Genomic DNA, 20,736 nt, shown 5'->3' on the forward strand with positions numbered 1-20,736 from the left:
TCAAACCTATTGCGGTAGCATGTCTCTGAGGCGGAGCAGCGCGATGCGCTCGACCTGTTTGCAGGCGGTCTCGAATTCGACGCCACGGCTGTTGCCGATGCGTGCCTCGAACTCGGCGAGGATTTCCTCCTTGGTCTTGCCCTTCACCGCGATGATGAAGGGGAAACCGAAGGTGGTGACGTAGGCGGCGTTGAGCTTGGAGAACAGTTCGCGCTCCTTGTCGGTCAGCGCGTCGAGGCCGGCGGAGGCTTGTTCCCTTGTCGATTCCGCCGTCAGCCGCCTGGCCTTGGCCAGCTTGCCGGCAAGGTCGGGATGGGCGTTGAGCACACCCAGCCGCTCGGTCTCGCTGGCAGCGCGGAAGATGCGGCAGAGCGCATTGTGCAGGCCGCCCGCGGTGTCGTGCGCCGGGCCCAGCTCCAGCTCGTAGGCCCGCTCGGCGATCCAGGGCGAATGCTCGAACACGCCGCCGAAAGTGTGAACGAATGTCTCGAATTCCATCTTCGACGGGCGCAGCGCCGCCGGCTTGTAGGGATGGCTCTCTTGCCAGTGCTTGGCGATGTCGATGCGCCGCGCCAGCCAGACCTTATCATGCGACTTCACATAGTCGACGAAGCGCTTCAGCGCCGCCACCCGGCCCGGCCGCCCGACGAGGCGGCAATGCAGGCCGATATTCATCATGCGCGGCCGCCCCGCCTGGCCCTCGGCATAGAGCGTGTCGAAACTATCCCTGAGATAGGCGAAGAACTGGTCGCCTGAATTGAAGCCCTGCGGCGTGGCGAAGCGCATGTCGTTGGCGTCGAGCGTATAGGGGATGATGAGCTGCGTGCCGCCGGCATGCTCGAACCAGTAAGGCAGTTCGTCGTCATAGGTGTCGGAGACATAGTCGAAGCCGCCTTCTTCGGCCACCAGCCGCACCGTGTTGACCGATGTGCGGCCCGTATACCAGCCCGTCGGGCGCTGGCCTGTCACCTCGTAATGCAGCTTGATTGCCGCCTCGAGGTCGCGGCGCTCGTCCTCGGCGCTATGATCGCGGTAGTCGATCCACCGCAACCCGTGCGAGGCGATCTCCCACCCGGCGTCCTGCATGGCCGTGACCTGGTCGGGCGAGCGGGCAAGTGCCGAGGCGACGCCGTAGCAGGTCACCGGAACTTGCGACTCGCTGAACAGGCGCAACAGCCGCCAGAAGCCGGCCCGCGCGCCATATTCGTAGATCGATTCCATGTTCCAATGGCGCTGTCCCACCCAGGGCGCGGCGCCGACGATCTCCGACAGGAAGGCTTCCGACGCCTTGTCGCCATGCAGCACGCAATTCTCGCCGCCCTCTTCGTAATTGACGACGAACTGCACGGCGACATGCGCCCCGCCGGGCCATTTCGGATCCGGTGGATTGGCTCCGTAGCCGCGCATGTCTCTTTCGTAACGCATTGCCCCTCCTGCCGGACACTGCCGGAAGTTGTGATCAGGATAGTCGAAAGGGTTGCCGCCGCATTCCCTTGAAATTTTTGAAAGTGTTTTTGTGCCGCTCCGCTCGACCGGGACTTATGCATCGCCTTTAATTGGCGCACAATTCATTGCTTTGTTCGACTGTACCGGGAATGGGAGGCGCCAGTGGCAGAAACGTCGAAAGCCGATGGCGGACGTCTGACGACGCATGTCCTCGACACCGCGACCGGCAAGCCGGCGGCTGGGTTGTCGATCGCGCTCTATCGCCTTGACGGTTCGGCCAGGACACATTTGAAGACAGTCGCGACCAATATCGACGGCCGTTGCGACGCGCCGCTGCTGGCGGGCGCCGAGTTCCGCGCCGGCCAATATGAGCTGGTGTTCGCGGCCGGCGACTATCTGCGCGGCCAGGGCACAGAACTGCCGGAACCGGCTTTCCTTGACAGTGTGCCGATCCGTTTCGGCATGGCAGAGGCAGTGCACTATCACGTGCCATTGCTGATCTCGCCCTATGGCTATTCGACCTACAGGGGGAGCTGAGGCATGGCCAAGATCAAAATCCGCAACGAAATCCACTTCATCCTCAATGGCAGGGATGTCGTGCTGTCGTCGGTGGCGCCGGACGCGACCCTGCTCGACTGGCTGCGTCTCGACCGTTCGCTCCGCGGCACCAAGGAAGGCTGCGCCGAGGGCGATTGCGGCGCCTGCACGGTTCTGGTCGGCAAGCTTTCGGCCGCCGGTCTGGTCTATGAAAGCGTCAATGCCTGTATCCGCTTCCTCGGTTCGCTCGACGGCGCCCATGTCGTGACAGTGGAACATTTGCGTGGTCAGCCCGGCCAGTTGCATCCCGTCCAGCGGGCGATGGTCGATTTCCACGGCTCGCAATGCGGCTTCTGCACGCCGGGCTTCGTCATGTCGCTCTATGGCCTGTGGATGCGGTCGCCGGAGCCGTCGGACGCGGCGATCGAAAAGGCCTTGCAAGGCAATCTCTGCCGCTGCACCGGCTACGAGGCGATTGTCCGCGCCGCGCACGCCATCTCCAGTTACGGCAAAGCGGCGAAGGATCCGCTGGCGGCGGAGCGCAAGGCGATCACCGCGAGGCTGGAAGCCTTGCGGGACGGCGCGCGGGTCGAGATCGGTTCGGCCGAGGCGCGGCTTATCGTGCCGGCCAATGTCGACGATTTCGCCAATGTGCTCGACCAGGAACCCGGCGCCACCATCGTTGCCGGCTCGACCGATGTCGGCCTGTGGGTGACCAAGCACATGCGCGACATCTCTCCGGCGGTCTTCATCGGCAATCTCGACGGGCTGTGCACCATCGCCGAAGACAAGGGCGTCATTTCGATCGGCGCCGGCGTCACCTACAGCGAAGCCTTTTCGACGCTGGCCAAAACCATCCCGGCGCTCGGGCCGCTGTTTGACCGCATCGGCGGCGAACAGGTGCGCAACATGGGCACCATCGGCGGCAACATCGCCAACGGCTCGCCGATCGGCGACACGCCGCCGCCCTTGATCGCGCTCGGCGCGCGCCTGACGCTGCGCAAGGGCAAGAAGCGGCGCACGATCCCGCTGGAAACCTTCTTCATCGCCTATGGCAAGCAGGACCGGCAACCGGGCGAGTTCGTCGAGGCCGTGCACGTGCCCGTGCCGGCCAAGGGCGAAAAATTTGCCGTCTACAAGATCACCAAGCGCCGCGACGAGGATATCACCGCTGCCCTCGGCGCCTTCTTGCTGACGCTAGCCAAGGACGGTACGGTTGCCGATGTGCGCATCGCCTATGGCGGCATGGCGGCGACGCCGAAGCGGGCGTCTTTTGTTGAAAGGGCGCTGCTCGGCAAGCCATGGACCGAAGAGACGGTCGAGACGGCGATGGCGCAATATGCCAGGGATTTCACCCCGCTCACCGACATGCGGGCGTCAGCCGAATACCGGGCGCTGGCGGCCAAGAACCTGTTGTTGCGCTTCTTCGTCGAAACCTCCGGCACCAGGGCGCCCTTCCAGGTGTCCCGCAACGAGGCGGCATGATGAACAAGCACGCCACATCAAATCTCAAGGCTGAGAAGATCGTCGGCGGCGTCGCCACCGATCAGCGGCATGATTCCGCCCACAAGCATGTCAGCGGCACCGCCGTCTACATCGACGACATGCCGGAACCGGCCGGCACGCTGCATGGCTGCCTTGGTCTCTCGGCCGCCGCGCATGCCACCATCACCCGCATGGATCTTTCGGCGGTGCGCGCTGCTTCCGGAGTCGTCGATGTGCTCACGGCAAAGGATGTGCCGGGCGAGAATGACATTTCGCCGACCGGTCGGCACGATGAGCCGGTGCTCGCCGACGGCAAGGTCGAGTTCTTCGGCCAGCCGATCTTCTGCGTCATCGCCGAAACCCGCGAACAGGCACGCCGCGCCACCAGGCTGGCCAAGGTCGAATACAAGGAATTGCCCTTCGTCACCGACATCGGCGGACTCGATCCGAGGAAGGACAAGCTCGTCACGCCGCCGCTTACCTTGAAGCGCGGCAATGCCACCGCTGCGATCAAGTCGGCGCCGCGCCGGCTGAAGGGAAAGATGCGCGTCGGCGGCCAGGAGCATTTCTATCTTGAAGGCCATATCGCCATGGCCGTACCCGGCGAGGATCAGGACGTCACCATCTATTCCTCGACCCAGCATCCAAGCGAAGTCCAGCACATGGTAAGCCATGCGCTCGGCATACCCAGCAATGCCATCACGGTGGAGATCCGCCGCATGGGCGGCGGTTTCGGCGGCAAGGAAACGCAGGGCAACCAGTTTGCCGCGCTCGCGGCCATCGCCGCCAAGAAACACCATCGCGCCGTCAAGATCAGGCCCGACCGCGACGACGACATGATCGCCACCGGCAAGCGCCATGATTTCCTCGTCGACTACGAAGTCGGCTTCGATGACGAGGGCAACATTCTCGGTGTCGATTTCATGTTCGCCGCGCGTTGCGGCTTCTCGTCGGATCTGTCAGGCCCGGTGACCGATCGCGCGCTGTTTCATTGCGACAACACCTATTTCTGGCCCGCCGTGCACGCGCAATCGGCGCCGCTCTACACCAACACCGTGTCGAACACTGCCTTCCGGGGTTTCGGCGGCCCGCAAGGGATGGTCGGCGCCGAACGCGTCATCGACGAGGTGGCGTTCGCGGTCGGCAAGGATCCGCTCGAGATCCGCAAGAAGAATTTCTATGGCACCAGCGACCGCAACATCACGCCCTACCACCAGACGGTCGAGGACAACATCATCCAGCGCATCGTCACTGAACTCGAAGAGAGCGCTTGCTATGCGCGGCGGCGGCGCGAAATTTCGGCCTTCAATGCCAACAGCCGTTTCGTCAAGCGCGGTCTGGCGCTGACGCCGGTCAAGTTCGGCATTTCCTTCACCGCCACGCACTACAACCAGGCCGGGGCGCTGGTGCATGTCTACACCGATGGTTCGGTGCATCTGAACCATGGCGGCACCGAAATGGGGCAGGGGCTCTACCTCAAGGTCGCGCAGGTGGTGGCGGAAGAGTTCCAGATCGATCTCGACCAGGTGAAGATCACCGCGACCACCACCGGCAAGGTGCCCAACACCTCGGCCACAGCGGCATCGTCCGGTTCAGACCTCAATGGCATGGCGGCACAGAATGGCGCTCGCCAGATCAAGGGCCGGCTGACCGATTTCGCTGCCGAGAAATACCAGGTGCCGCGCGATCAGGTGCTGTTCCTGCCCAACCGGGTGCGCATCGGCAACCAGGAGATCGCCTTCGCCGATCTCGTCAAGCAGGCCTATATGGCGCGCATCCAGCTGTCGGCGGCGGGCTTCTACAAGACGCCGAAAATCCATTGGAATCGCGACAAGGGCGAGGGCCGCCCTTTCTACTATTTCGCTTACGGCGCCTCCTGCTCGGAAGTCTCGGTCGACACGCTGACCGGTGAATATGTGGTCGAGCGCACCGACATCCTGCACGAGACCGGCCGCTCGCTGAACCGTGCCATCGACCTCGGCCAGATCGAGGGCGGCTTCATCCAGGGCATGGGCTGGCTGACGACCGAGGAATTGTGGTGGGACGACAAGGGCCGGCTGCGCACCCATGCGCCGTCGACCTACAAGATCCCGCTCGCCTCCGACCGGCCGAAGATCTTCAACGTCACTTTGGCCGACTGGCCGGAAGCGAGCGAGCCAACGATCCACCGCTCCAAGGCGGTCGGCGAGCCGCCCTTCCCGCTAGGCATGTCCGTGCTGCATGCGCTGTCGGATGCGGTGGCCAGCGTCGCCGATCACAGGATCTGTCCGCGCCTTGACGCCCCGGCGACGCCGGAGCGCGTGCTGATGGCGATCGAGCGGCTGAAAGGCGAGGCGAAGGCCTGAATCCGGCAAAACGTGCAATTCAGGTCGAAAAACCCTATGTTTCCCGCACGGGAATGCGAATGATGACTTCGAAAGTGCAAAGCCTGAAAGACTTCCTGGCTGGCCAAGGTCGCATCGCTTTGGTCGAAGTGGCCGGCACCAAGGGCTCGACGCCGCGCGAGAAGGGCGCCTTCATGCTCGTCTCGCGGGAGGCGATTTTGGGCACGATCGGCGGTGGCCAGCTCGAATATATGGCGATCGACAAGGCGCGGCAGATGGTGGCGTCTTCACCTCGCCGCAAGCCGCGGGGCAAAGAAGCCCGCATCGAGGCCGATGAAGTCTGCGCTACACTGGACGTGCCGCTCGGCCCGGAGATTGGCCAATGCTGTGGCGGGCGCGTCGAAGTCTTGATCCGATTCGTCGATGCCGATCTCGCCAACGGGTTGATTGCAGCGGCGGAAACCGAAGAAGCGCATCTGCCGCATGTCTATATTTTCGGCGGAGGCCATGTCGGCCAGGCGCTGGCGGCGGCAATGTCGCTGCTTCCCGTGCACGGCGTCGTCATCGAGACGCGGGCCGAGGCGCTGGAAGGCATGCCGCAGACCGTCGAGACGCGGCTGACGCCGATGCCCGAAGCCGAAGTGCGCAACGCGCCCGCCGGCACCGCCTTCGCCATCCTCACCCATGACCATGCGCTGGATTTCCTGATCGTCGCCGAAGCGCTGAAACGCGACGACGCGGCGTATGTCGGCATGATCGGCTCGAAGACCAAGAAAGCAACGTTCAGGAACTGGTTCCTGAAATCGGCCGAAGGCACGGAAGCGGAATTTGCCCGTCTCGTCTCGCCGATCGGCGGCGACGCCGTCAAGGACAAGCGCCCTCAAGTCATTGCGGCACTTGCGGCCGCCGAGATCATGACCGCGCTGGTCGTGCATAGAGCTGCGTCAGATGCCGACCATCAGGTGCCACGGCACAGGACGCTCGCCGGTTAGTCACAGCTGCTCAGCGGCTTGTCCGTTTTTCGACCGCGGGAAGGATCCGTTTGCTATATCCACCCGGCGTTGCGGCATGAGGTGTGGAGACATGGGCGTTCTGAAGATCGCGGCTTTTTCGGATGGCAACACCGGCGGCAATCCTGCCGGGGTGCTGATAGGCGATGTCTTGCCCGATGCGGCCGAGATGCAGCGTCTGGCAGCGGAAGTCGGGTTCTCTGAAACGGCCTTTGCCGCCAGGCAGGGAGATAACTGGCGGGTCCGCTATTTCTCGCCGGAATCCGAAGTCCCCTTCTGTGGTCACGCCACGATCGCCTTGGGAGCCGCCCTGGTCCGGCAGTTCGGCGATGGGATTTTCCCGCTGAAACTCAACCAGGCGAACATCACTGTCGAAGGGTTCCGCGACGGTGCGACCATCGCCGCGGCGTTGCAGTCGCCGCCGACACGCAGCAAGCCGGGGCCGCCGGCGCTGATTACCGAGGCGCTGGCATTGTTCGGCTATACCGCGGCCGATCTCGATCCGGCCATTCCGCCGGCGCTGATCCACGGCGGCGCCGACCATCTGGTCTTGGCCCTCGGATCGCGCGAGGCGCTGGCCGCGATGCGCTACGAGTTGAAAGCCGGACAGGCCCTGATGCGTCGCGAAGGGCTGGTAACGATCCTGTTGGCCTATGGCGAAACGCCACGACTGTTCCACACGCGCAATCCTTTTGCTTCAGGTGGCGTCTATGAGGATCCGGCGACGGGCGCCTCGACAGCTGCCTTTGCCGGCTATCTGCGCGACATTGGCTGGCTGCATGGCGGCGCGATCGATGTCGTGCAAGGCGAGGACATGGGCATGCGGTCGCGTCTGCATGCCGATATTCGGCCTGAGATCGGCAGCTCGGTCAGGGTTTCTGGCACGGCCCGGATGATGGACGAAGCATAGAAGTCTCCAGCTCACGCCGGCCGCTTCAAGCCCAGATGCTCCCGTAGCGTGTTGCCGTCATATTCCTTACGGAACAGGCCGCGCCGCTGCAGTTCCGGCACCACCAGCGTGGCAAAGGCATCGAGCTCGCCCGGGAACCAGGACGGCATGACGTTGTAGCCGTCGGCCGCACCGCCCTCAAACCGCGCCTGGAGTTCGTCGGCGACCTGCGCCGCCGTTCCGACAATGCGCCAATGGCCCCGCGCGCCGGCGAAGTGGCGGGCCAGCTGGCGGATGGAAAGGCCGTCGCGGCGCGATTGCTCGACGACCAGCGCCTGCCGGCTTTTCATCCCCTCGCTGTCAGGCAAGTCCGGCAGCGGCCCGTCGATCGGGTAGCGCCAGAGATCGGAGATGCTGAGATAGCTGGACAGCAGCGCCACGCCGACATCGTCCGGAATCAGCTCCTGCAATTCCTCATGTTTCTCCCAGGCCTCGGCCTCTGTTTCCGCCACCACTGGTGAGACGCCGGGCATGATCTTGATGTCGTCAGGCTCGCGTCCATAGGCGGCCATGCGTCCCTTGAGATCGTTGTAGAAGGCCTTGGCCTCCTCGAAGGTCTGCGCAGCCGTGAACACCACATCGGCGGTGCGGGCGGCAAGGTCGCGGCCGACATCCGAGGCACCGGCCTGCACCATGACCGGTGCGCCCTGCGGCGAGCGCGGCAGGTCGAGCCGATCGCGCACCGAAAAGCTCTGGCCGTCATGGCCGGAAGCCTTGCCGTGCCACAGCCCGGTGACCACTTCGGCGAATTCGCGCGCCCGCTCGTAGCGGTCGGCATGCGGCTTGAGGCCCGTCGAGCCGAAATTGGCGGCTTCGATGGGGCTGGCCGAGGTGACCAGGTTCCAGCCCGCCCGGCCGCCGCTCAGATGGTCGAGCGACAGGAAAGTCCGCGCCAGCCCGTAGGGCTCGTTGTAGCTTGTCGAGGCCGTGGAAACGAGGCCGATGCGGCTGGTCTGGACCGCCAGCGCCGACAGCAGGCTGATCGGCTCGAAGCCGACCGAACGCGACGTCTGGCTGGCGATGCCGACATTGGCCTCCCGCAAGCCGGCGGCATCCTCGCAGAAGATCATGTCGAACTTCGCCGCCTCCGCCGTGCGCGCCAGCTGGATGTAGTGGTCGATGTCGATGCCTGCCGTGACATGCGCCTTCGGGTGGCGCCAGGCGGCGATGTGGTGACCCGTCGCCCACAGGAAGGCGCCGAGCTTCATCTGCGCGGTCATCGGTCGCCTCCGCCGGCAAGTCCAAGATGCGCGCGCAGCGTTGTGCCACGATAGCCCTCTTGAACAAGGCCGCTTTGCCGCAACTTCGGCAGAACACGATCGGCGAAATCGTCGAGCGCTGAGTGCTGCGCGGGCAACCGGACGTTGAAGCCGTCGCAGCTTTTCGCCCGCAATTGGGTTTCCAGCCTGTCCATACTGGCGGCCGGCCCATCGTCGGGGGCGAACGAGATATTCGTCAGCACCTTCACAGCGTCCGGATCGCGCCCGGCGGCCGTTGCGCGACGCTTCAGCTCATCGAAGCGTATTTTCGCGCGCTCGGCCGACCCGCTCTCCAGCAAAATGACATCGGCGGTGCGGGCCGCAATATCCAGGTCGGGCTCGGATAGGCCTGACAGCACCAGCACCGGGGTATCCTGCGGCGAGCGTGCGACGTTCAGCGGCCCGCGCACGGAGAAGAACTCGCCCCTGTGGTCCAGCAGATCCATCTTTTCCGGATCATGGAAGCGGCCACCTGTCTTGTCGAACAGCAGAGCATCCTCATCCCAGCCCTGCCACAGGCCTTGAACGATACCGATATATTCCTCGGCGCGGCGGCGAAAGTCGGCGTCGGAAAACCCCTCCGGTCGGCTGAAATTGGCGGCTTCGCGAGAGCCCTGCACCATCGTCGCATGCCAGCCGGAACGACCGTGGCTGATGATGTCGAGCGAAGCGAAACGACGCGCCAGATTGTAGGGCTGATGGGCAACCGTCGAGGCACTGGCCACGAACCCTATCTTATCGGTGACGGTCGCCAGGGCGGCCAGCAGCGTTGTCGCTTCGAACGGGCTGCTTGATGACCCTTCCACGGAGTCGGAAATCACGACCATATCGATGCCGGCGGCCTCTGCCGTCCGCACGAAGGTCTTGATCTCTCCGAAATCCAGAACGGCCTGTTCGTTGGCGGCAGCGATGTTGAGCGAAATGGCGAGATGCATTGCGCCAACCTAGGTTCGCCGGTGCGCAAGGCAAGTCCGGCGGATAGACCAGTGGACCCTCACTTGTCGGCCAGCCGCTCACTTGCCGGCCAGGATATCCTTGATCAGCCGCTGGCAGCGCTCGGCCATGAAGTCGAGCAGAAGCCGCACCTTGGGGTCCTGAAGCTTCTTGTGCGGATACACGGCGGCGAACTGCACCGGCGTCGGCGGCGTGTTGGCCAGGATCACCTGCAGCCGACGGTCGCGGATGAACGGTTCGACCTCGAAGCGCGGCTTGTTGATGATGCCGCGTCCCGACAGTGCCCAGCCGGTCAGCACATCGCCATCGTCGGTGTCGTAGGGTCCGTGCACCTCGAATTTCTGCGGGCCGGCGGGGGTCTGCAGCGTCCAGACATATTCGCGTGCGCCGGAATAGCGCAGCATCAGGCAGTCGTGTTTCTTTCCGATCAGCTCCTGCGGCTCCGCCGGTTCGCCGCGCGCCTCCAGATATTTCGGCGCCGCCACCAGCACGCGTTCGCACTCCATGATGCCGCGCATCCTGAGGCTTGAATCCTCGATGATACCGAGCCGGAAGGCGACGTCTATGCCCTCCTTCATGATGTCGACATTGTGGTCCGAGAGCCTGAGCCGCACCTCGATGTCAGGATATTTGTCGTGGAAATCAGGAATGCCCGAGGCCACCAGCCGGCGCCCGAGGCCGAGTGGCGCTGTCACGCGAATGGTGCCGCGCGGCTGGCCGGACAGAGCCGACACCGCCGCTTCCGCTTCGGTGATCGCCTCCAGCACCTGCTTGGCGCCCGAGTAGAAAACCGTGCCATGCTCGGTCGGCATCAATTGCCGCGTCGTGCGGTTGAACAGCCGCACGCCGAGGTGCTTCTCCAGTTCCTTGATGCGATTGGAGGCGACCGCCGGCGAAATACGCATGTCGCGGCCCGCCGCCGACAGATTGCCGAGTTCGACGACGCGAACGAAGACGGCGATGTTGTCGAGATAGGCCATGCGGAGCACCTTCGCCGGTTTGCAGCGACAAACCTAGTATTTTCCATTTTTTTTTGAAAGTCATCGCACACCTCGCCTCTTTCCGTTTGCGCGCCACACCGTAAAGTCGCGTCATCGGCAGGGACGACTTCAATGATGGATTTCGCGATTTTCTGGGACTGGCTGAGCTTCGCCGTGCGCTGGCTGCACGTCATCACCGGCATCGCCTGGATCGGCTCGTCCTTCTATTTCGTCGCGCTCGATCTCGGCCTGCGCCAGCGGCCGGGCATGCCGGTCGGCGCCTTCGGCGAGGAATGGCAGGTGCACGGCGGCGGCTTCTACCACATCCAGAAATATCTGGTGGCGCCGGCCGAGATGCCGGAGCACCTGACCTGGTTCAAATGGGAATCCTATGCCACCTGGCTGTCCGGCTTCGCCATGCTGTGCGTGGTCTACTATGCCGGGGCCGACCTGTTCCTGATCGATCCCAATGTGCTGCCGATGTCGGTGCCGGCTGGCATCTTGCTGTCGCTGGGAACGATCGGCGTCGGCTGGGTGGTCTATGATCTTCTGTGCCGCTCGCCGCTCGGCAAAAGCGACACCGGCCTGATGCTGGTGCTCTACTGCGTGCTGGTGTTCATCGCCTGGGGGCTCACCCATCTGTTCACCGGCCGCGCCGCCTTCCTGCATCTCGGCGCCATCACCGCCACGATCATGTCGGCCAACGTCTTCATGGTCATCATCCCCAACCAGAAGATCGTCGTCGCCGACCTGATTGCCGGCCGCAAGCCCGACCCGAAATACGGCAAGATCGCCAAGCAGCGCTCGCTCCACAACAACTATCTGACGCTGCCCGTTCTGTTCCTGATGCTGTCGAACCACTATCCCCTGGCGTTCGGCACTGAGTTCAATTGGGTCATCGCCTCGCTGGTGTTCATCATCGGCGTGCTGATCAGGCACTATTTCAACACCGTGCACAAGCGGGCCGGCAACCCACACTGGACCTGGCTCGGCGCCCTTGTCCTGTTCCTCATCATCATCTGGCTGTCGACCGTGCCGAAGGTGCTGACCGGCGAGCCCAAGGCATCCGCCTCGGCGGAGGTCTATATCGCTTCCGCGCATTTCCCGGCAGTGCGCGACACCGTGCTCGGCCGCTGCTCGATGTGCCATGCCCAGGAACCGGTCTATGAAGGCATCTACCACGCGCCCAAGGGCGTTGTGCTCGACACCGATGCGGACATCGCCAACCATGCCCGCGAGATCTATCTGCAGGCCGGCCGCAGCCACGCCATGCCGCCCGCCAATGTCAGCCAGATCACCGACAAGGAACGGGCGCTGCTGGTGGCCTGGTTCGAAGGCGCGGGGAAATAGCATGACCTCGACACTTCTGCGCGGCCGCACGCTGTCCTTCGTGCGCTGGCCTGAAACCATCGACGACCATTCGGCCTGGCGTTATGAGGAAGATGGCGGCCTGCTGATAAGCGGCGGTCGGATCGTCGCCTCAGGCGCCTATGCGCAAGTCGAGAAGCAGGCCGGTGAGGGCACCAAAAAAATCGACCACCGGCCGCACCTCTTGCTGCCGGGCTTCATCGACACCCATGTGCATTTCCCGCAGATGCAGGTCATCGCGTCCTATGGCGCCGAACTGCTCGACTGGCTGAACACCTACACTTTTCCGGAAGAGACGAAATTCGCCAACGCCCAGCATGGCCGCCGTATCGCGCGGCTCTTCCTCGACGAAATGGTGCGGCACGGCACCACGACGGTGGCCGCCTACTGCTCGGTGCACAAGGCCTCGGCCGAAGCCTTTTTCGCCGAGTCGCATGACCGCAACATGCTCAACATCGCCGGCAAGGTGATGATGGACCGCAACGCGCCCGAAGGCGTGCTCGACACGCCGCAATCCGGCTATGACGACACCAAGACGCTGATCAGGGAGTGGCACGGCAAGGGGCGCCAGCACTACGCCATTACGCCGCGCTTCGCCATCACCTCCTCGCCGGAGCAGATGGAGATGGCCGGCGCGCTGTGCCGCGAGCATCCCGGCCTGCACATGCAGACGCACCTGTCGGAAAACCACGCCGAAATCGCCTTCACGCAGCAGCTTTATCCCCGGTTGCGCGACTATACCGATGTCTACGAACACTACGGATTGCTGGGCAAGAAGAGCCTGTTCGGCCACTGCATCCACCTCAGTGAACGCGAAGCGGACGCGCTGTCGGAGAGCGGCTCGGTGGCGGTGTTCTGCCCGACCTCGAACCTGTTCCTCGGCTCCGGTCTTTTCGACTACCAGCGCTTTCGCCGCCGCGACAAGCCGCTCAGGATCGCCGCTGCCACCGATGTCGGCGGCGGCACCAACTATTCCATGCTGCGCACCATGGACGAGGGCTACAAGGTGATCGCGCTGAACGGCGAGAAGCTCAACCCGTTCCAGTCCTTCTGGCAGATCACGCGCGGCAATGCCGAGGCGCTGTCGGTGGCCGGCAAGATCGGCACGCTGGATCAGGGCACCGACGCCGACATCGTCGTGCTCGACGCCCGGGCGACGCCGGCGATGCGGCTGAGGATGGAAACGGCGCAGACGCTGGCGCAGGAATTGTTCCTGCTGCAGACGCTGGGCGACGATCGCGCCGTGCGCGAGGTCTATGTCGCGGGGCGGGCGGCCAAGAGCGACATGGCGAATTAGGCACGCTGATATTCAGGTGATGCCGGCCTGCAAATGGTGGCTTCCTGCGCTTCCGGCACTGACGTACCCAATGTACGCTCCGCTCCGGTTCTCGGAAGCCACCATTTTCGACCCGGCCTGACCTGGATCTCAATACACCGACGCGCACGACCTTACGAAGTCGCGCAGACGCTTGACCCGGCGGCAGCCATCGGTCAAAGCGTGCGGCGAAGTTGACAGGGGAACGACATGGCCGCTGCGGACGACATCGCACTGATCCGGAAACAGGAAGGAGTTCTTGTCTTCCCAGCCTTCGATGAGGCCGTCGCCTTCGAGATCGGCGCCGCCATCCGCGCCCGCGCAATGGCCGAAAACCTGCCTATCATCGTCGACATCAGGCTGTGGGACCGGCCGCTGTTCTATGCGGCCATGCCGGGATCGAATGCTTCCAATCCCGATTGGGCGCGCCGCAAGATCAATGTGGTGAAACGGTTCCTGAGAAGCACCTACCGCATGGTGCTGGAGCAGCAACGCCCCGACCGCGCCTTCAAGATCGGCGAGGGCCTCGACATCTCCGAATATGTCCTCGCCGGTGGCGGTTTTCCGGTGACGGTCAAAGGCGCAGGCGTCATCGGCGTGATCGCGGTCTCCGGGCTGCCGGAACGCGAGGATCACGGCGTGGTCGTCGATGCGCTGTGCGATCACCTGGGTGTCGACAAACGTAGTCTGGCACTGGCTTCGGAAGCTGAATGACCGTGCTCGACCCCAAGGCCTTCCTCACCTCCATCTTCGACGCAGCCGTTGCCGCCGCCGATCCGGAACGGACGATCAGGGACCATCTGCCGGCCAGGCCAAAGGGCCGCACCATCGTCATCGGTGCCGGCAAAGGCTCGGCGCAGATGGCGGCGGCGTTCGAGAAGGTCTGGGACGGGCCGATCGAAGGGCTGGTCGTCACCCGCTATGGTTATGGCGCGAAATGCGAACGCATCGAGATCATCGAGGCGGCACACCCTGTGCCGGACGCCGCTGGCCTCGAGGCCTCACGGCGACTGCTGGAAAAGGTCCAGGGACTGACCGCGGACGATTTGGTCGTGGCGCTGATTTCCGGCGGCGGTTCGGCGCTGCTCCCATCGCCGGCGGCTGGGCTCACGCTGGCCGACGAGATCGGCGTCAACGAGGCGCTGCTCGCCTCCGGCGCGCCGATCGCGGCGATGAACACCATCCGCAAGCATGTCTCGACCATCAAGGGCGGCCGGCTGGCCGCTGCTGCCTGGCCGGCCAAGGTGGTGTCGCTGGTGGTCTCCGACATTCCCGGCGACAATCCCGCCCTTGTCGCCTCCGGCCCGACGGTCCCCGATACCGGCAGCCGAGAAGACGCGCTGGCGTCGATATCGGCCTATGGCATGAAGCTGCCGGCCTCGGTGATGGCGCATATCAATTCGCCGGCGGCCGACGCTCCAGATCCCGACGACCAGCGCTTTTCGCGCAATGAAGTGCATCTGATCGCCTCGGCCGGCGTGTCTCTGGAAGCAGCAGCGGCGGAAGCCAAGCGCCAAGGGATAGAGGCCGTCATCCTCTCCGATGCCATCGAGGGCGAAGCGCGTGAGGTCGGCGGTGTCCACGCGGCCATCGCGCGCGAAGTGGCGACGCGCAACCGGCCATTTACGAAGCCGGTCGTCATTCTCTCGGGCGGCGAAACAACCGTGACCTTGCGGGCAAAAGGCAAGGGCGGCCGCAATTCGGAATTCCTGCTTGCCTTCGCCATCGGCATCAACGGCGTGCAAGGCATTCATGCCCTGGCGGCCGACACCGACGGCATCGACGGTTCGGAAAACAATGCCGGGGCCTTCGCCGACGGTTCGACCGTCTCGCGCATGCGCGCCGCCGGCGTCGGTGCCAAGGCGATGCTGGCCGGCAACAACGCCTGGACGGCGTTCCATTCGATTGATGATCTCTTCGTGCCCGGCCCGACGGGCACGAATGTCAACGATCTCAGGGCGATATTGATCCGATAGGCGACCGGTTCAGGCAGCCATCAGCCGCTTCACCTCTTTCATATCCCTCAGGAAACGCTCGCGCTCGGCCTCCTTGTCCGCGGCTTCACGGATGCGCAGGACGAAGGAGGGATGGATGGTGATGAACACGCGCAAGCCATCCTCGCGCTCGATTACCTGGCCGCGCATCTTCATAACCGGTGTTGCCTTGCCCAGCAGCGACAACGCCGCCGTCGCGCCAAGCGCGACAGCAAGATTTGGCTTGATCAACTCGAACTCCTTGTCGAGCCACCAGCGGCAGGCCTGAACCTCGCCGGCATTCGGCTTGGAATGAATGCGACGCTTGCCGCGCGGCTCGAATTTGAAGTGCTTGACCGCGTTGGTGACGTAGACTTTCTGCCGGTCGACTCCTGCGTCGTCCAGTATGGCATCCAAGACCTTGCCCGCCGGGCCAACGAACGGTTTTCCGGCGAGATCTTCCTGATCACCCGGCTGTTCGCCGACGAAGATCACCTTGGCGTTATCGGGCCCTTCACCGAAGACGGTCTGTGTTGCATTGCGCCACAGGGGACAGCGACGGCAACCTTGTGCCGCCTCGCGCAGTTCCGTGACCGAGTTGGCATTGGTCTCGGCTGATATCAACTCGGCGCGTGGCACAGAAACGCGCCGGTCTGGCATCTTCGCCTTACGCGGAAGGTCCGTGGTCGCCATCATCCTGCCTCGTCCGATTCGATATTGAAATGGACGAGGCGAACGATGGTTCCTTTCCTCAAACCTCGTGCAGATAGAGATGATAATCCAGTTCGCTCACCGTGCGTGCCACGCGCAGATATTCGGACTGTTTGATGGCCACGAAAGTGCGGTGCAGGTCCTCGCCCAGCGCACCTTTCAGGAAGCTGGAGGCCTTGGCCGCTTCGATCGCGGCGCGCCAGTCCGCCGGCATCGTCGTGCGGGTGACGGCCGCTTCATAGCCATTGCCGGTCGTTTCGGGGCCGGGATCAAGCCCTTCGTCGAGGCCTTTGATGATGCCGGCCAGAACCGTCGCGGCGATCAGGTAGGGATTGGCGTCGACGCCGGACGGCCGGTGCTCGATGCGCCGGTTCTTGGCGTCGCCAGCCGGCACGCGCAGCGCCACCGAGCGGTTGTTGACGCCCCAGGTCGGCGCCACCGGCGCATAGGATTGCGAGACGAAGCGCCGCCAGGAATTGGCGTGCGGCGCAAACACCAGCATCGATTCCGCCATCGTCTGGATCAGCCCGCCGAGCCCTTGCAACAGGGGTAGCGACCAGCTCTCGCCGCCGGCTTCGGCAAAGACGTTGCGGCCGGCTCTGTCCTGCAGCGAGACGTGGAAATGCATGCCCGAGCCGGCATATTTCTCGATCGGCTTGGCCATGAAACAGGCGGTCACGCCGTGGCGGCGCGCCTGCGCCCGCACCAGCCGCTTCAGCATGACGAGGTCGTCGGCGGCCCGCATCACATCCTTGCGGTAGTTCAGCGTCAGCTCGTACTGGCCGGGCGCATATTCCGATATCACCGTCTCGGCCGGGATGCCTTGCGCCTTGGCGGCGGCGTAGATGTCGGAGAACAGCGGCTCCATGCCGTGCAGATGATCGACGGAGTAGACCTCCGTCTTGCCCGAAACGCGGCCGTCGAGCACGGCGCGCGCCGGCTGCACCTTGCCGTCGGCGTCGCGCTCATTGGCCAGCAGGAAGAATTCCAGTTCGAAGGCGCCCGCCGGGTAAAGCCCCTTGGCCGCGAGGATGCCGACCTGCCGGGCAAGCGCCAGCCGCGGGTCCGACGACATCGGCTGGCCGTCGAGATGATACATCGCCATCAGCACCTGGCCGCGCGGCGGATTGGTGCCGTAGAGCGGCACCAGCGTGCCGGGGATCGGCCAGGCCCGGAGGTCGCCGTCGCCTGTGGTCCAGATCAGTCCGGTCTCGTGCACGTCCTCGCCGGTGATGTCGAGGCCGAGGATCGAGATCGGCATGTGCCGGCCGCCCTCGAAAATGCTTTTCAGCTCATGCCGGCGCACGATCTTGCCGCGGCCGACGCCATTGGCGTCGGTTAGCACGATATCGAAGGCTTCGATTTCGGGATGGGCGTCGAGAAAGGCTTGCGCCTCGGCGGGCGAGGACCCCGAAGGGGAGGTCACGATGGCATTGTCCATAGCCGCTTGTCTCATGCCGCAAGCTTTGCCGCAACCGCGCCGAAGGCGGCGATCAGCCGGTTGACCTGCGCGCCAGATGTCGCCGGCGAGATCAGCATCATGTTGTGGAAGGGCGCGATCAGCACGCCGCGATTGACCAGCGCGACATGGATGGCGGCCTCCAGTTCCGGCGCATGCGCGGTCTCGGCTTGCGCGCCGTTGCGCAACGGCCCGGGTGCGCAGATGAATTCGACGCGGGCGCCGACGCGGGCGACATGCCAGGGCAGGCGATAGCGGTCGATCACCCCGGTCAGTCCGGCATCGAGCCGTCGCGCCAGATGGTCCATGCGGTCATAATTCTCCACCGTCATCACCTCTTCGAGCGTGGCGCGCATGGCGGCGAACTGCAGCGGGTTGGCCGACAGCGTCGTGCCCATGCCGGAATAGCCGGGCTCCTTGGTCCTGTTGTAATCGGCGTAGCGCGAGGCGACCTCGTCGCTCATGCCCCACACGCTTGCCGGCACGCCGCCGGCAATCGGCTTGCCCAGCACGAAGAAGTCGGGCTCCAGCCCGTATTTCCTGGTGTAGCCGCCGGGGCCGGTCGAGATCGTGTGCGTCTCGTCGATCAAGAGCAGTGTGCCGGTCTCGCGCGTCAACTTTCGCAGCGCGTCATGGAAGCCAGGGGCGGCCGGCACCATGCAGGAATTGGTCAGCACTGGCTCGGCGATGACGCAGGCCACATCCCTGCCCTCGAGGGCTGCTTCTAGTGCTGCAACATCGTTGAACTCGATGATTTTCGCCGTGCGGGTCAGGTCGCGGAATTCGCCCGCCAATCCGGGCCGGTTGACCGGCTTGCCGTCGATCAGCCGCACCATCGTCTCGTCGACCGAGCCGTGGTAGCAGCCGTTGAACACCAGGATCTTTTCGCGCCCGGTGACGGCGCGGGCAACGCGCAGCGCGAAGCGGTTGGCATCGGTCGCCGTCGTCGCGATCTGCCAGAATGGCAGGCCGAAACGCTGCTGCAGCAGCGGACCGATGGCAAGCGCGTCTTCCGAGGGCAGCATATAGGTCAGGCCGCGCCCGGCCTGGCGACGGATGGCGCGCGCCACCGGTGGCGGCGAATGGCCGAACATCGAGCCGGTGTCGCCAAGGCAGAAATCGTCGAGCCTGTTGCCGTCTATGTCGGTGATCGCAGCACCTTTGGCGCTGTCGACCAGGATCGGAAATGGTGTCGGCCAGTCGTTCATCCAGTGCATCGGCACGCCGCCGAAGAAGCCGGGCAGGCCGTTGCCGACCTTGGCTTGCGATTTCGGCCGCGCCTTGCGGAAGGCCGCGCCTTCGGTCTCGCGCAATTGCGCGATGCGATCGCGGCTTATGCCGCCAATGGTCTCTGAACTGTCGCTGCTGTGCATGAAAAAACCCCTCTCGTCCGTCCCTCTTAGCCAATCTATATCCGCAACCGCAATTGGCCGCGCGCCCGCCCTGCATTGGCTCAGCCGCCTGCGGCGCCGCTTGGGCGCTGCTTGACCGTGCTGGCGAAGTCGGCGCCAATATGAGCGGAAATTGAGGTGGGCGAACAAAAATGCGGACGATCATCTGTGTGGCAATGCTCCTGGCGTCGGCTGGCACGGCCTTCGCCTCGGGCGGCATCTGGTGCAATGTCGACGATACGGCTGTGACATTCGATGTCGGCGCCGGCGTCACCAGAGGCATGGGCGGCCCGACCTTCAACTTTCGCGGCGACCTCGAAATCAAGGCGAGGCCGGCTGGCGATGGATTGCGCAAGACGGTGTTCGAGGATTCCAACCTGACCCAGTACTGGCTGGACGACAAGGAACTGCGGCTGAACATCTACCACGAGCACGAGGCGGCAAACGCCTTCAATTCGGTCGAACTGACGATCCTGACCAAGGCCAGCGACGAAGGCGTCTATGACGGGCAATACAAGCTTGCCGTCTATGACAATACCGCCGACATCGACAAGGATGGCAAGCCGGCTGAATTGACGGGCAAGGTGTCGTGCGGGGCTGAGTAGGGGGCCGATCGATTGTGTCAGCCTGCCTGCATCGAGGCGATGGCGCGCCGCATCAGGTCGAGAAACACCAGCCGCTCGTCCTCGCTGAAGCCGGTCAGTGCCACCTCGTTCTGTGAGCGCGCGGCCTGTGTCGCCGGCTCGCGCAGGCCAACGGCTTTCGCGGTGAGGTGGATTGATTGCGAGCGCCCGTCTTCGGGGTGCAGGCGTCGTACGATCAGCCCGTCACGTTCCATGCGAATCAGCGTGTTGGCCATCGTCGCTTGTTCCACGCTGAGACGCTGCACGAGTTCGCGTTGCGTCAGGCCATCATCATCCCACAACGCCAGCAGCGTCATGAACTGAGCGGGCGCCAGGCCGAGCGGCCGGATCCGCTGCTGCAGGCCGTTGGCAAACAACCGCGCCATGTGGTTGGCCAGGAATCCCGCGGATCGTTCCTTCTGAAATGCCATGCTTGCCACATAATAGTTGAATAGCATGCTATGCAATGATATATAGCTTGCTATGGAGATGAAAATGAAAACCAGAATTCATGCAGCGGCGGGCGCCATCGCTCTCATCACGGTCTCGGCTTTCTGGCTGTCGACCGCCACGGCCGAACTGCTCGGCGACGCGGCCGCGATCACAACGGTCAAGAACTGTGTGCTGGCCGGCATGACGGTGCTCATCCCGGCGATGATCGTTGCCGGCGCATCGGGCTTTTCACTCGGCAAGGGCTGGAAGAGCCCGGTCGTGGCACGCAAGAAGTGGCGCATGCGCATTATCGCCGCCAACGGACTGCTGGTCCTCGTGCCCTGCGCCTTCCTGCTCAGCAGCTTTGCCGCGGCTGGTCGCTTCGACAAGTTTTTCGTAGTCGTCCAGACGATCGAACTGGCAGCCGGCGCAACGAATATCGCACTGCTGTCGCTCAACATGCGCGACGGGCTGTCGCTGCGGCGCAAGCCTCTTCGGCTGGCCGCGCGAGCGCGGTGAA

Annotated in this window: 19 protein-coding genes; 11 read left to right on the top strand and 8 right to left on the bottom strand. The window is 64.1% G+C overall.

What is annotated here, in order from left to right; all coding sequences use genetic code 11:
- Positions 1 to 6 precede the first annotated feature (6 nt).
- Positions 7 to 1,425 carry an allantoinase PuuE gene (gene puuE, locus CK227_RS03440; protein WP_095771564.1) on the bottom strand — a complete coding sequence of 473 codons (1,419 nt, stop codon included), beginning with the start codon at positions 1,423 to 1,425 and terminating at the stop codon, positions 7 to 9.
- Positions 1,426 to 1,608: 183 nt separating this feature from the next.
- On the opposite strand from puuE, the gene uraH reads away from it, so the two are divergent.
- The 5 genes from uraH to CK227_RS03465 all read left to right on the top strand — a co-directional run bounded on the left by uraH (position 1,609) and on the right by CK227_RS03465 (position 7,712).
- Positions 1,609 to 1,983: a hydroxyisourate hydrolase gene (gene uraH, locus CK227_RS03445; RefSeq protein ID WP_095771565.1), complete on the top strand. Its 375-nt coding sequence runs from the start codon at positions 1,609 to 1,611 to the stop codon at positions 1,981 to 1,983.
- A 3-nt stretch (positions 1,984 to 1,986) separates the two neighbouring features.
- On the top strand, positions 1,987 to 3,468 hold the full coding sequence (gene xdhA, locus CK227_RS03450) for a xanthine dehydrogenase small subunit (protein WP_095771566.1): 1,482 nt from the start codon (positions 1,987 to 1,989) through the stop codon (positions 3,466 to 3,468).
- Entirely contained in the window at positions 3,468 to 5,813 is a 2,346-nt protein-coding gene (xdhB, locus tag CK227_RS03455; protein ID WP_095771567.1) for a xanthine dehydrogenase molybdopterin binding subunit, read from the top strand. Before xdhA ends, xdhB begins: the two co-directional genes overlap by 1 nt.
- Positions 5,814 to 5,875: 62 nt before the next feature.
- The gene (xdhC, locus tag CK227_RS03460) at positions 5,876 to 6,784 is read left to right on the top strand and encodes a xanthine dehydrogenase accessory protein XdhC (protein ID WP_095771927.1); all 909 of its coding nucleotides are present in this window, start codon (positions 5,876 to 5,878) and stop codon (positions 6,782 to 6,784) included.
- 91 nt (positions 6,785 to 6,875) lie between these two features.
- Positions 6,876 to 7,712 carry a PhzF family phenazine biosynthesis protein gene (locus tag CK227_RS03465; RefSeq protein WP_095771568.1) on the top strand — a complete coding sequence of 279 codons (837 nt, stop codon included), beginning with the start codon at positions 6,876 to 6,878 and terminating at the stop codon, positions 7,710 to 7,712.
- A gap of 11 nt (positions 7,713 to 7,723) precedes the next feature.
- Here the strand turns inward: CK227_RS03465 and CK227_RS03470 are convergent, their stop codons facing one another.
- The 3 genes from CK227_RS03470 to CK227_RS03480 form a co-directional block, all read right to left on the bottom strand.
- Positions 7,724 to 8,971 carry an LLM class flavin-dependent oxidoreductase gene (locus CK227_RS03470; protein ID WP_095771569.1) on the bottom strand — a complete coding sequence of 416 codons (1,248 nt, stop codon included), beginning with the start codon at positions 8,969 to 8,971 and terminating at the stop codon, positions 7,724 to 7,726.
- Positions 8,968 to 9,945, bottom strand: coding sequence for an LLM class flavin-dependent oxidoreductase (locus CK227_RS03475; RefSeq protein WP_095771570.1), 978 nt, complete (start codon positions 9,943 to 9,945; stop codon positions 8,968 to 8,970). Before CK227_RS03475 ends, CK227_RS03470 begins: the two co-directional genes overlap by 4 nt.
- Before the next feature lie 78 nt (positions 9,946 to 10,023).
- On the bottom strand, positions 10,024 to 10,944 hold the full coding sequence (locus CK227_RS03480; RefSeq protein WP_095771571.1) for a LysR family transcriptional regulator: 921 nt from the start codon (positions 10,942 to 10,944) through the stop codon (positions 10,024 to 10,026).
- A gap of 132 nt (positions 10,945 to 11,076) precedes the next feature.
- On the opposite strand from CK227_RS03480, the gene CK227_RS03485 reads away from it, so the two are divergent.
- The 4 genes from CK227_RS03485 to CK227_RS03500 all read left to right on the top strand — a co-directional run bounded on the left by CK227_RS03485 (position 11,077) and on the right by CK227_RS03500 (position 15,603).
- A complete protein-coding gene (locus tag CK227_RS03485) occupies positions 11,077 to 12,294 on the top strand; it encodes a urate hydroxylase PuuD (RefSeq protein ID WP_095771572.1) in 1,218 nt (405 codons plus the stop codon).
- Position 12,295: 1 nt separating this feature from the next.
- Positions 12,296 to 13,609 (top strand): guanine deaminase, encoded by a 1,314-nt coding sequence (guaD, locus tag CK227_RS03490; RefSeq protein ID WP_095771573.1) that lies wholly within the window; start codon positions 12,296 to 12,298, stop codon positions 13,607 to 13,609.
- A gap of 228 nt (positions 13,610 to 13,837) precedes the next feature.
- Entirely contained in the window at positions 13,838 to 14,341 is a 504-nt protein-coding gene (locus CK227_RS03495) for a heme-degrading domain-containing protein (protein WP_095771574.1), read from the top strand.
- Complete coding sequence (locus tag CK227_RS03500) at positions 14,338 to 15,603, top strand: glycerate kinase (RefSeq protein WP_095771575.1); 1,266 nt, start codon at positions 14,338 to 14,340, stop codon at positions 15,601 to 15,603. Before CK227_RS03495 ends, CK227_RS03500 begins: the two co-directional genes overlap by 4 nt.
- 9 nt (positions 15,604 to 15,612) lie before the next feature.
- On the opposite strand, the gene CK227_RS03505 is transcribed toward CK227_RS03500, so the two are convergent.
- Genes CK227_RS03505 through CK227_RS03515 form a run of 3 tightly spaced genes read right to left on the bottom strand, consistent with a single transcriptional unit; the run spans position 15,613 to position 19,143 of the window.
- Positions 15,613 to 16,293 (bottom strand): UdgX family uracil-DNA binding protein, encoded by a 681-nt coding sequence (locus CK227_RS03505; RefSeq protein WP_095771928.1) that lies wholly within the window; start codon positions 16,291 to 16,293, stop codon positions 15,613 to 15,615.
- A gap of 58 nt (positions 16,294 to 16,351) precedes the next feature.
- Positions 16,352 to 17,752, bottom strand: coding sequence for a glutamine synthetase family protein (locus tag CK227_RS03510; protein ID WP_095771576.1), 1,401 nt, complete (start codon positions 17,750 to 17,752; stop codon positions 16,352 to 16,354).
- 11 nt (positions 17,753 to 17,763) lie between these two features.
- Positions 17,764 to 19,143, bottom strand: a complete 1,380-nt coding sequence (locus tag CK227_RS03515; protein WP_095771577.1) for an aspartate aminotransferase family protein — start codon at positions 19,141 to 19,143, stop codon at positions 17,764 to 17,766.
- A gap of 170 nt (positions 19,144 to 19,313) precedes the next feature.
- On the opposite strand from CK227_RS03515, the gene CK227_RS03520 reads away from it, so the two are divergent.
- Positions 19,314 to 19,766, top strand: a complete 453-nt coding sequence (locus CK227_RS03520) for a hypothetical protein (RefSeq protein ID WP_095771578.1) — start codon at positions 19,314 to 19,316, stop codon at positions 19,764 to 19,766.
- A gap of 17 nt (positions 19,767 to 19,783) precedes the next feature.
- Here CK227_RS03520 and CK227_RS03525 read toward each other — a convergent pair whose 3' ends face one another.
- Complete coding sequence (locus CK227_RS03525) at positions 19,784 to 20,215, bottom strand: MarR family transcriptional regulator (protein ID WP_095771929.1); 432 nt, start codon at positions 20,213 to 20,215, stop codon at positions 19,784 to 19,786.
- Positions 20,216 to 20,279: 64 nt separating this feature from the next.
- Here CK227_RS03525 and CK227_RS03530 point away from each other — a divergent pair, with 64 nt between their 5' ends.
- Entirely contained in the window at positions 20,280 to 20,735 is a 456-nt protein-coding gene (locus tag CK227_RS03530; RefSeq protein WP_095771930.1) for a hypothetical protein, read from the top strand.
- Position 20,736 lies beyond the last annotated feature (1 nt).

The sequence above is a fragment of the Mesorhizobium sp. WSM4308 genome, assembly GCF_002294905.1.
GTDB lineage: Bacteria > Pseudomonadota > Alphaproteobacteria > Rhizobiales > Rhizobiaceae > Mesorhizobium.

Excerpts from the sequence above, each read along its gene's own strand:
- puuE (WP_095771564.1), bottom strand. The coding sequence starts at position 1,425 with ATGCGTTACGAAAGAGACATGCGCGGCTACGGAGCCAATCCACCGGAT.
- xdhA (WP_095771566.1), top strand. The coding sequence starts at position 1,987 with ATGGCCAAGATCAAAATCCGCAACGAAATCCACTTCATCCTCAATGGC.
- xdhB (WP_095771567.1), top strand. The coding sequence starts at position 3,468 with ATGAACAAGCACGCCACATCAAATCTCAAGGCTGAGAAGATCGTCGGC.
- xdhC (WP_095771927.1), top strand. The coding sequence starts at position 5,876 with ATGACTTCGAAAGTGCAAAGCCTGAAAGACTTCCTGGCTGGCCAAGGT.
- CK227_RS03465 (WP_095771568.1), top strand. The coding sequence starts at position 6,876 with ATGGGCGTTCTGAAGATCGCGGCTTTTTCGGATGGCAACACCGGCGGC.
- CK227_RS03470 (WP_095771569.1), bottom strand. The coding sequence starts at position 8,971 with ATGACCGCGCAGATGAAGCTCGGCGCCTTCCTGTGGGCGACGGGTCAC.
- CK227_RS03475 (WP_095771570.1), bottom strand. The coding sequence starts at position 9,945 with ATGCATCTCGCCATTTCGCTCAACATCGCTGCCGCCAACGAACAGGCC.
- CK227_RS03480 (WP_095771571.1), bottom strand. The coding sequence starts at position 10,944 with ATGGCCTATCTCGACAACATCGCCGTCTTCGTTCGCGTCGTCGAACTC.
- CK227_RS03485 (WP_095771572.1), top strand. The coding sequence starts at position 11,077 with ATGATGGATTTCGCGATTTTCTGGGACTGGCTGAGCTTCGCCGTGCGC.
- guaD (WP_095771573.1), top strand. The coding sequence starts at position 12,296 with ATGACCTCGACACTTCTGCGCGGCCGCACGCTGTCCTTCGTGCGCTGG.
- CK227_RS03495 (WP_095771574.1), top strand. The coding sequence starts at position 13,838 with ATGGCCGCTGCGGACGACATCGCACTGATCCGGAAACAGGAAGGAGTT.
- CK227_RS03500 (WP_095771575.1), top strand. The coding sequence starts at position 14,338 with ATGACCGTGCTCGACCCCAAGGCCTTCCTCACCTCCATCTTCGACGCA.
- CK227_RS03505 (WP_095771928.1), bottom strand. The coding sequence starts at position 16,293 with ATGGCGACCACGGACCTTCCGCGTAAGGCGAAGATGCCAGACCGGCGC.
- CK227_RS03510 (WP_095771576.1), bottom strand. The coding sequence starts at position 17,752 with ATGGACAATGCCATCGTGACCTCCCCTTCGGGGTCCTCGCCCGCCGAG.
- CK227_RS03515 (WP_095771577.1), bottom strand. The coding sequence starts at position 19,143 with ATGCACAGCAGCGACAGTTCAGAGACCATTGGCGGCATAAGCCGCGAT.
- CK227_RS03520 (WP_095771578.1), top strand. The coding sequence starts at position 19,314 with ATGCGGACGATCATCTGTGTGGCAATGCTCCTGGCGTCGGCTGGCACG.
- CK227_RS03525 (WP_095771929.1), bottom strand. The coding sequence starts at position 20,215 with ATGGCATTTCAGAAGGAACGATCCGCGGGATTCCTGGCCAACCACATG.
- CK227_RS03530 (WP_095771930.1), top strand. The coding sequence starts at position 20,280 with ATGAAAACCAGAATTCATGCAGCGGCGGGCGCCATCGCTCTCATCACG.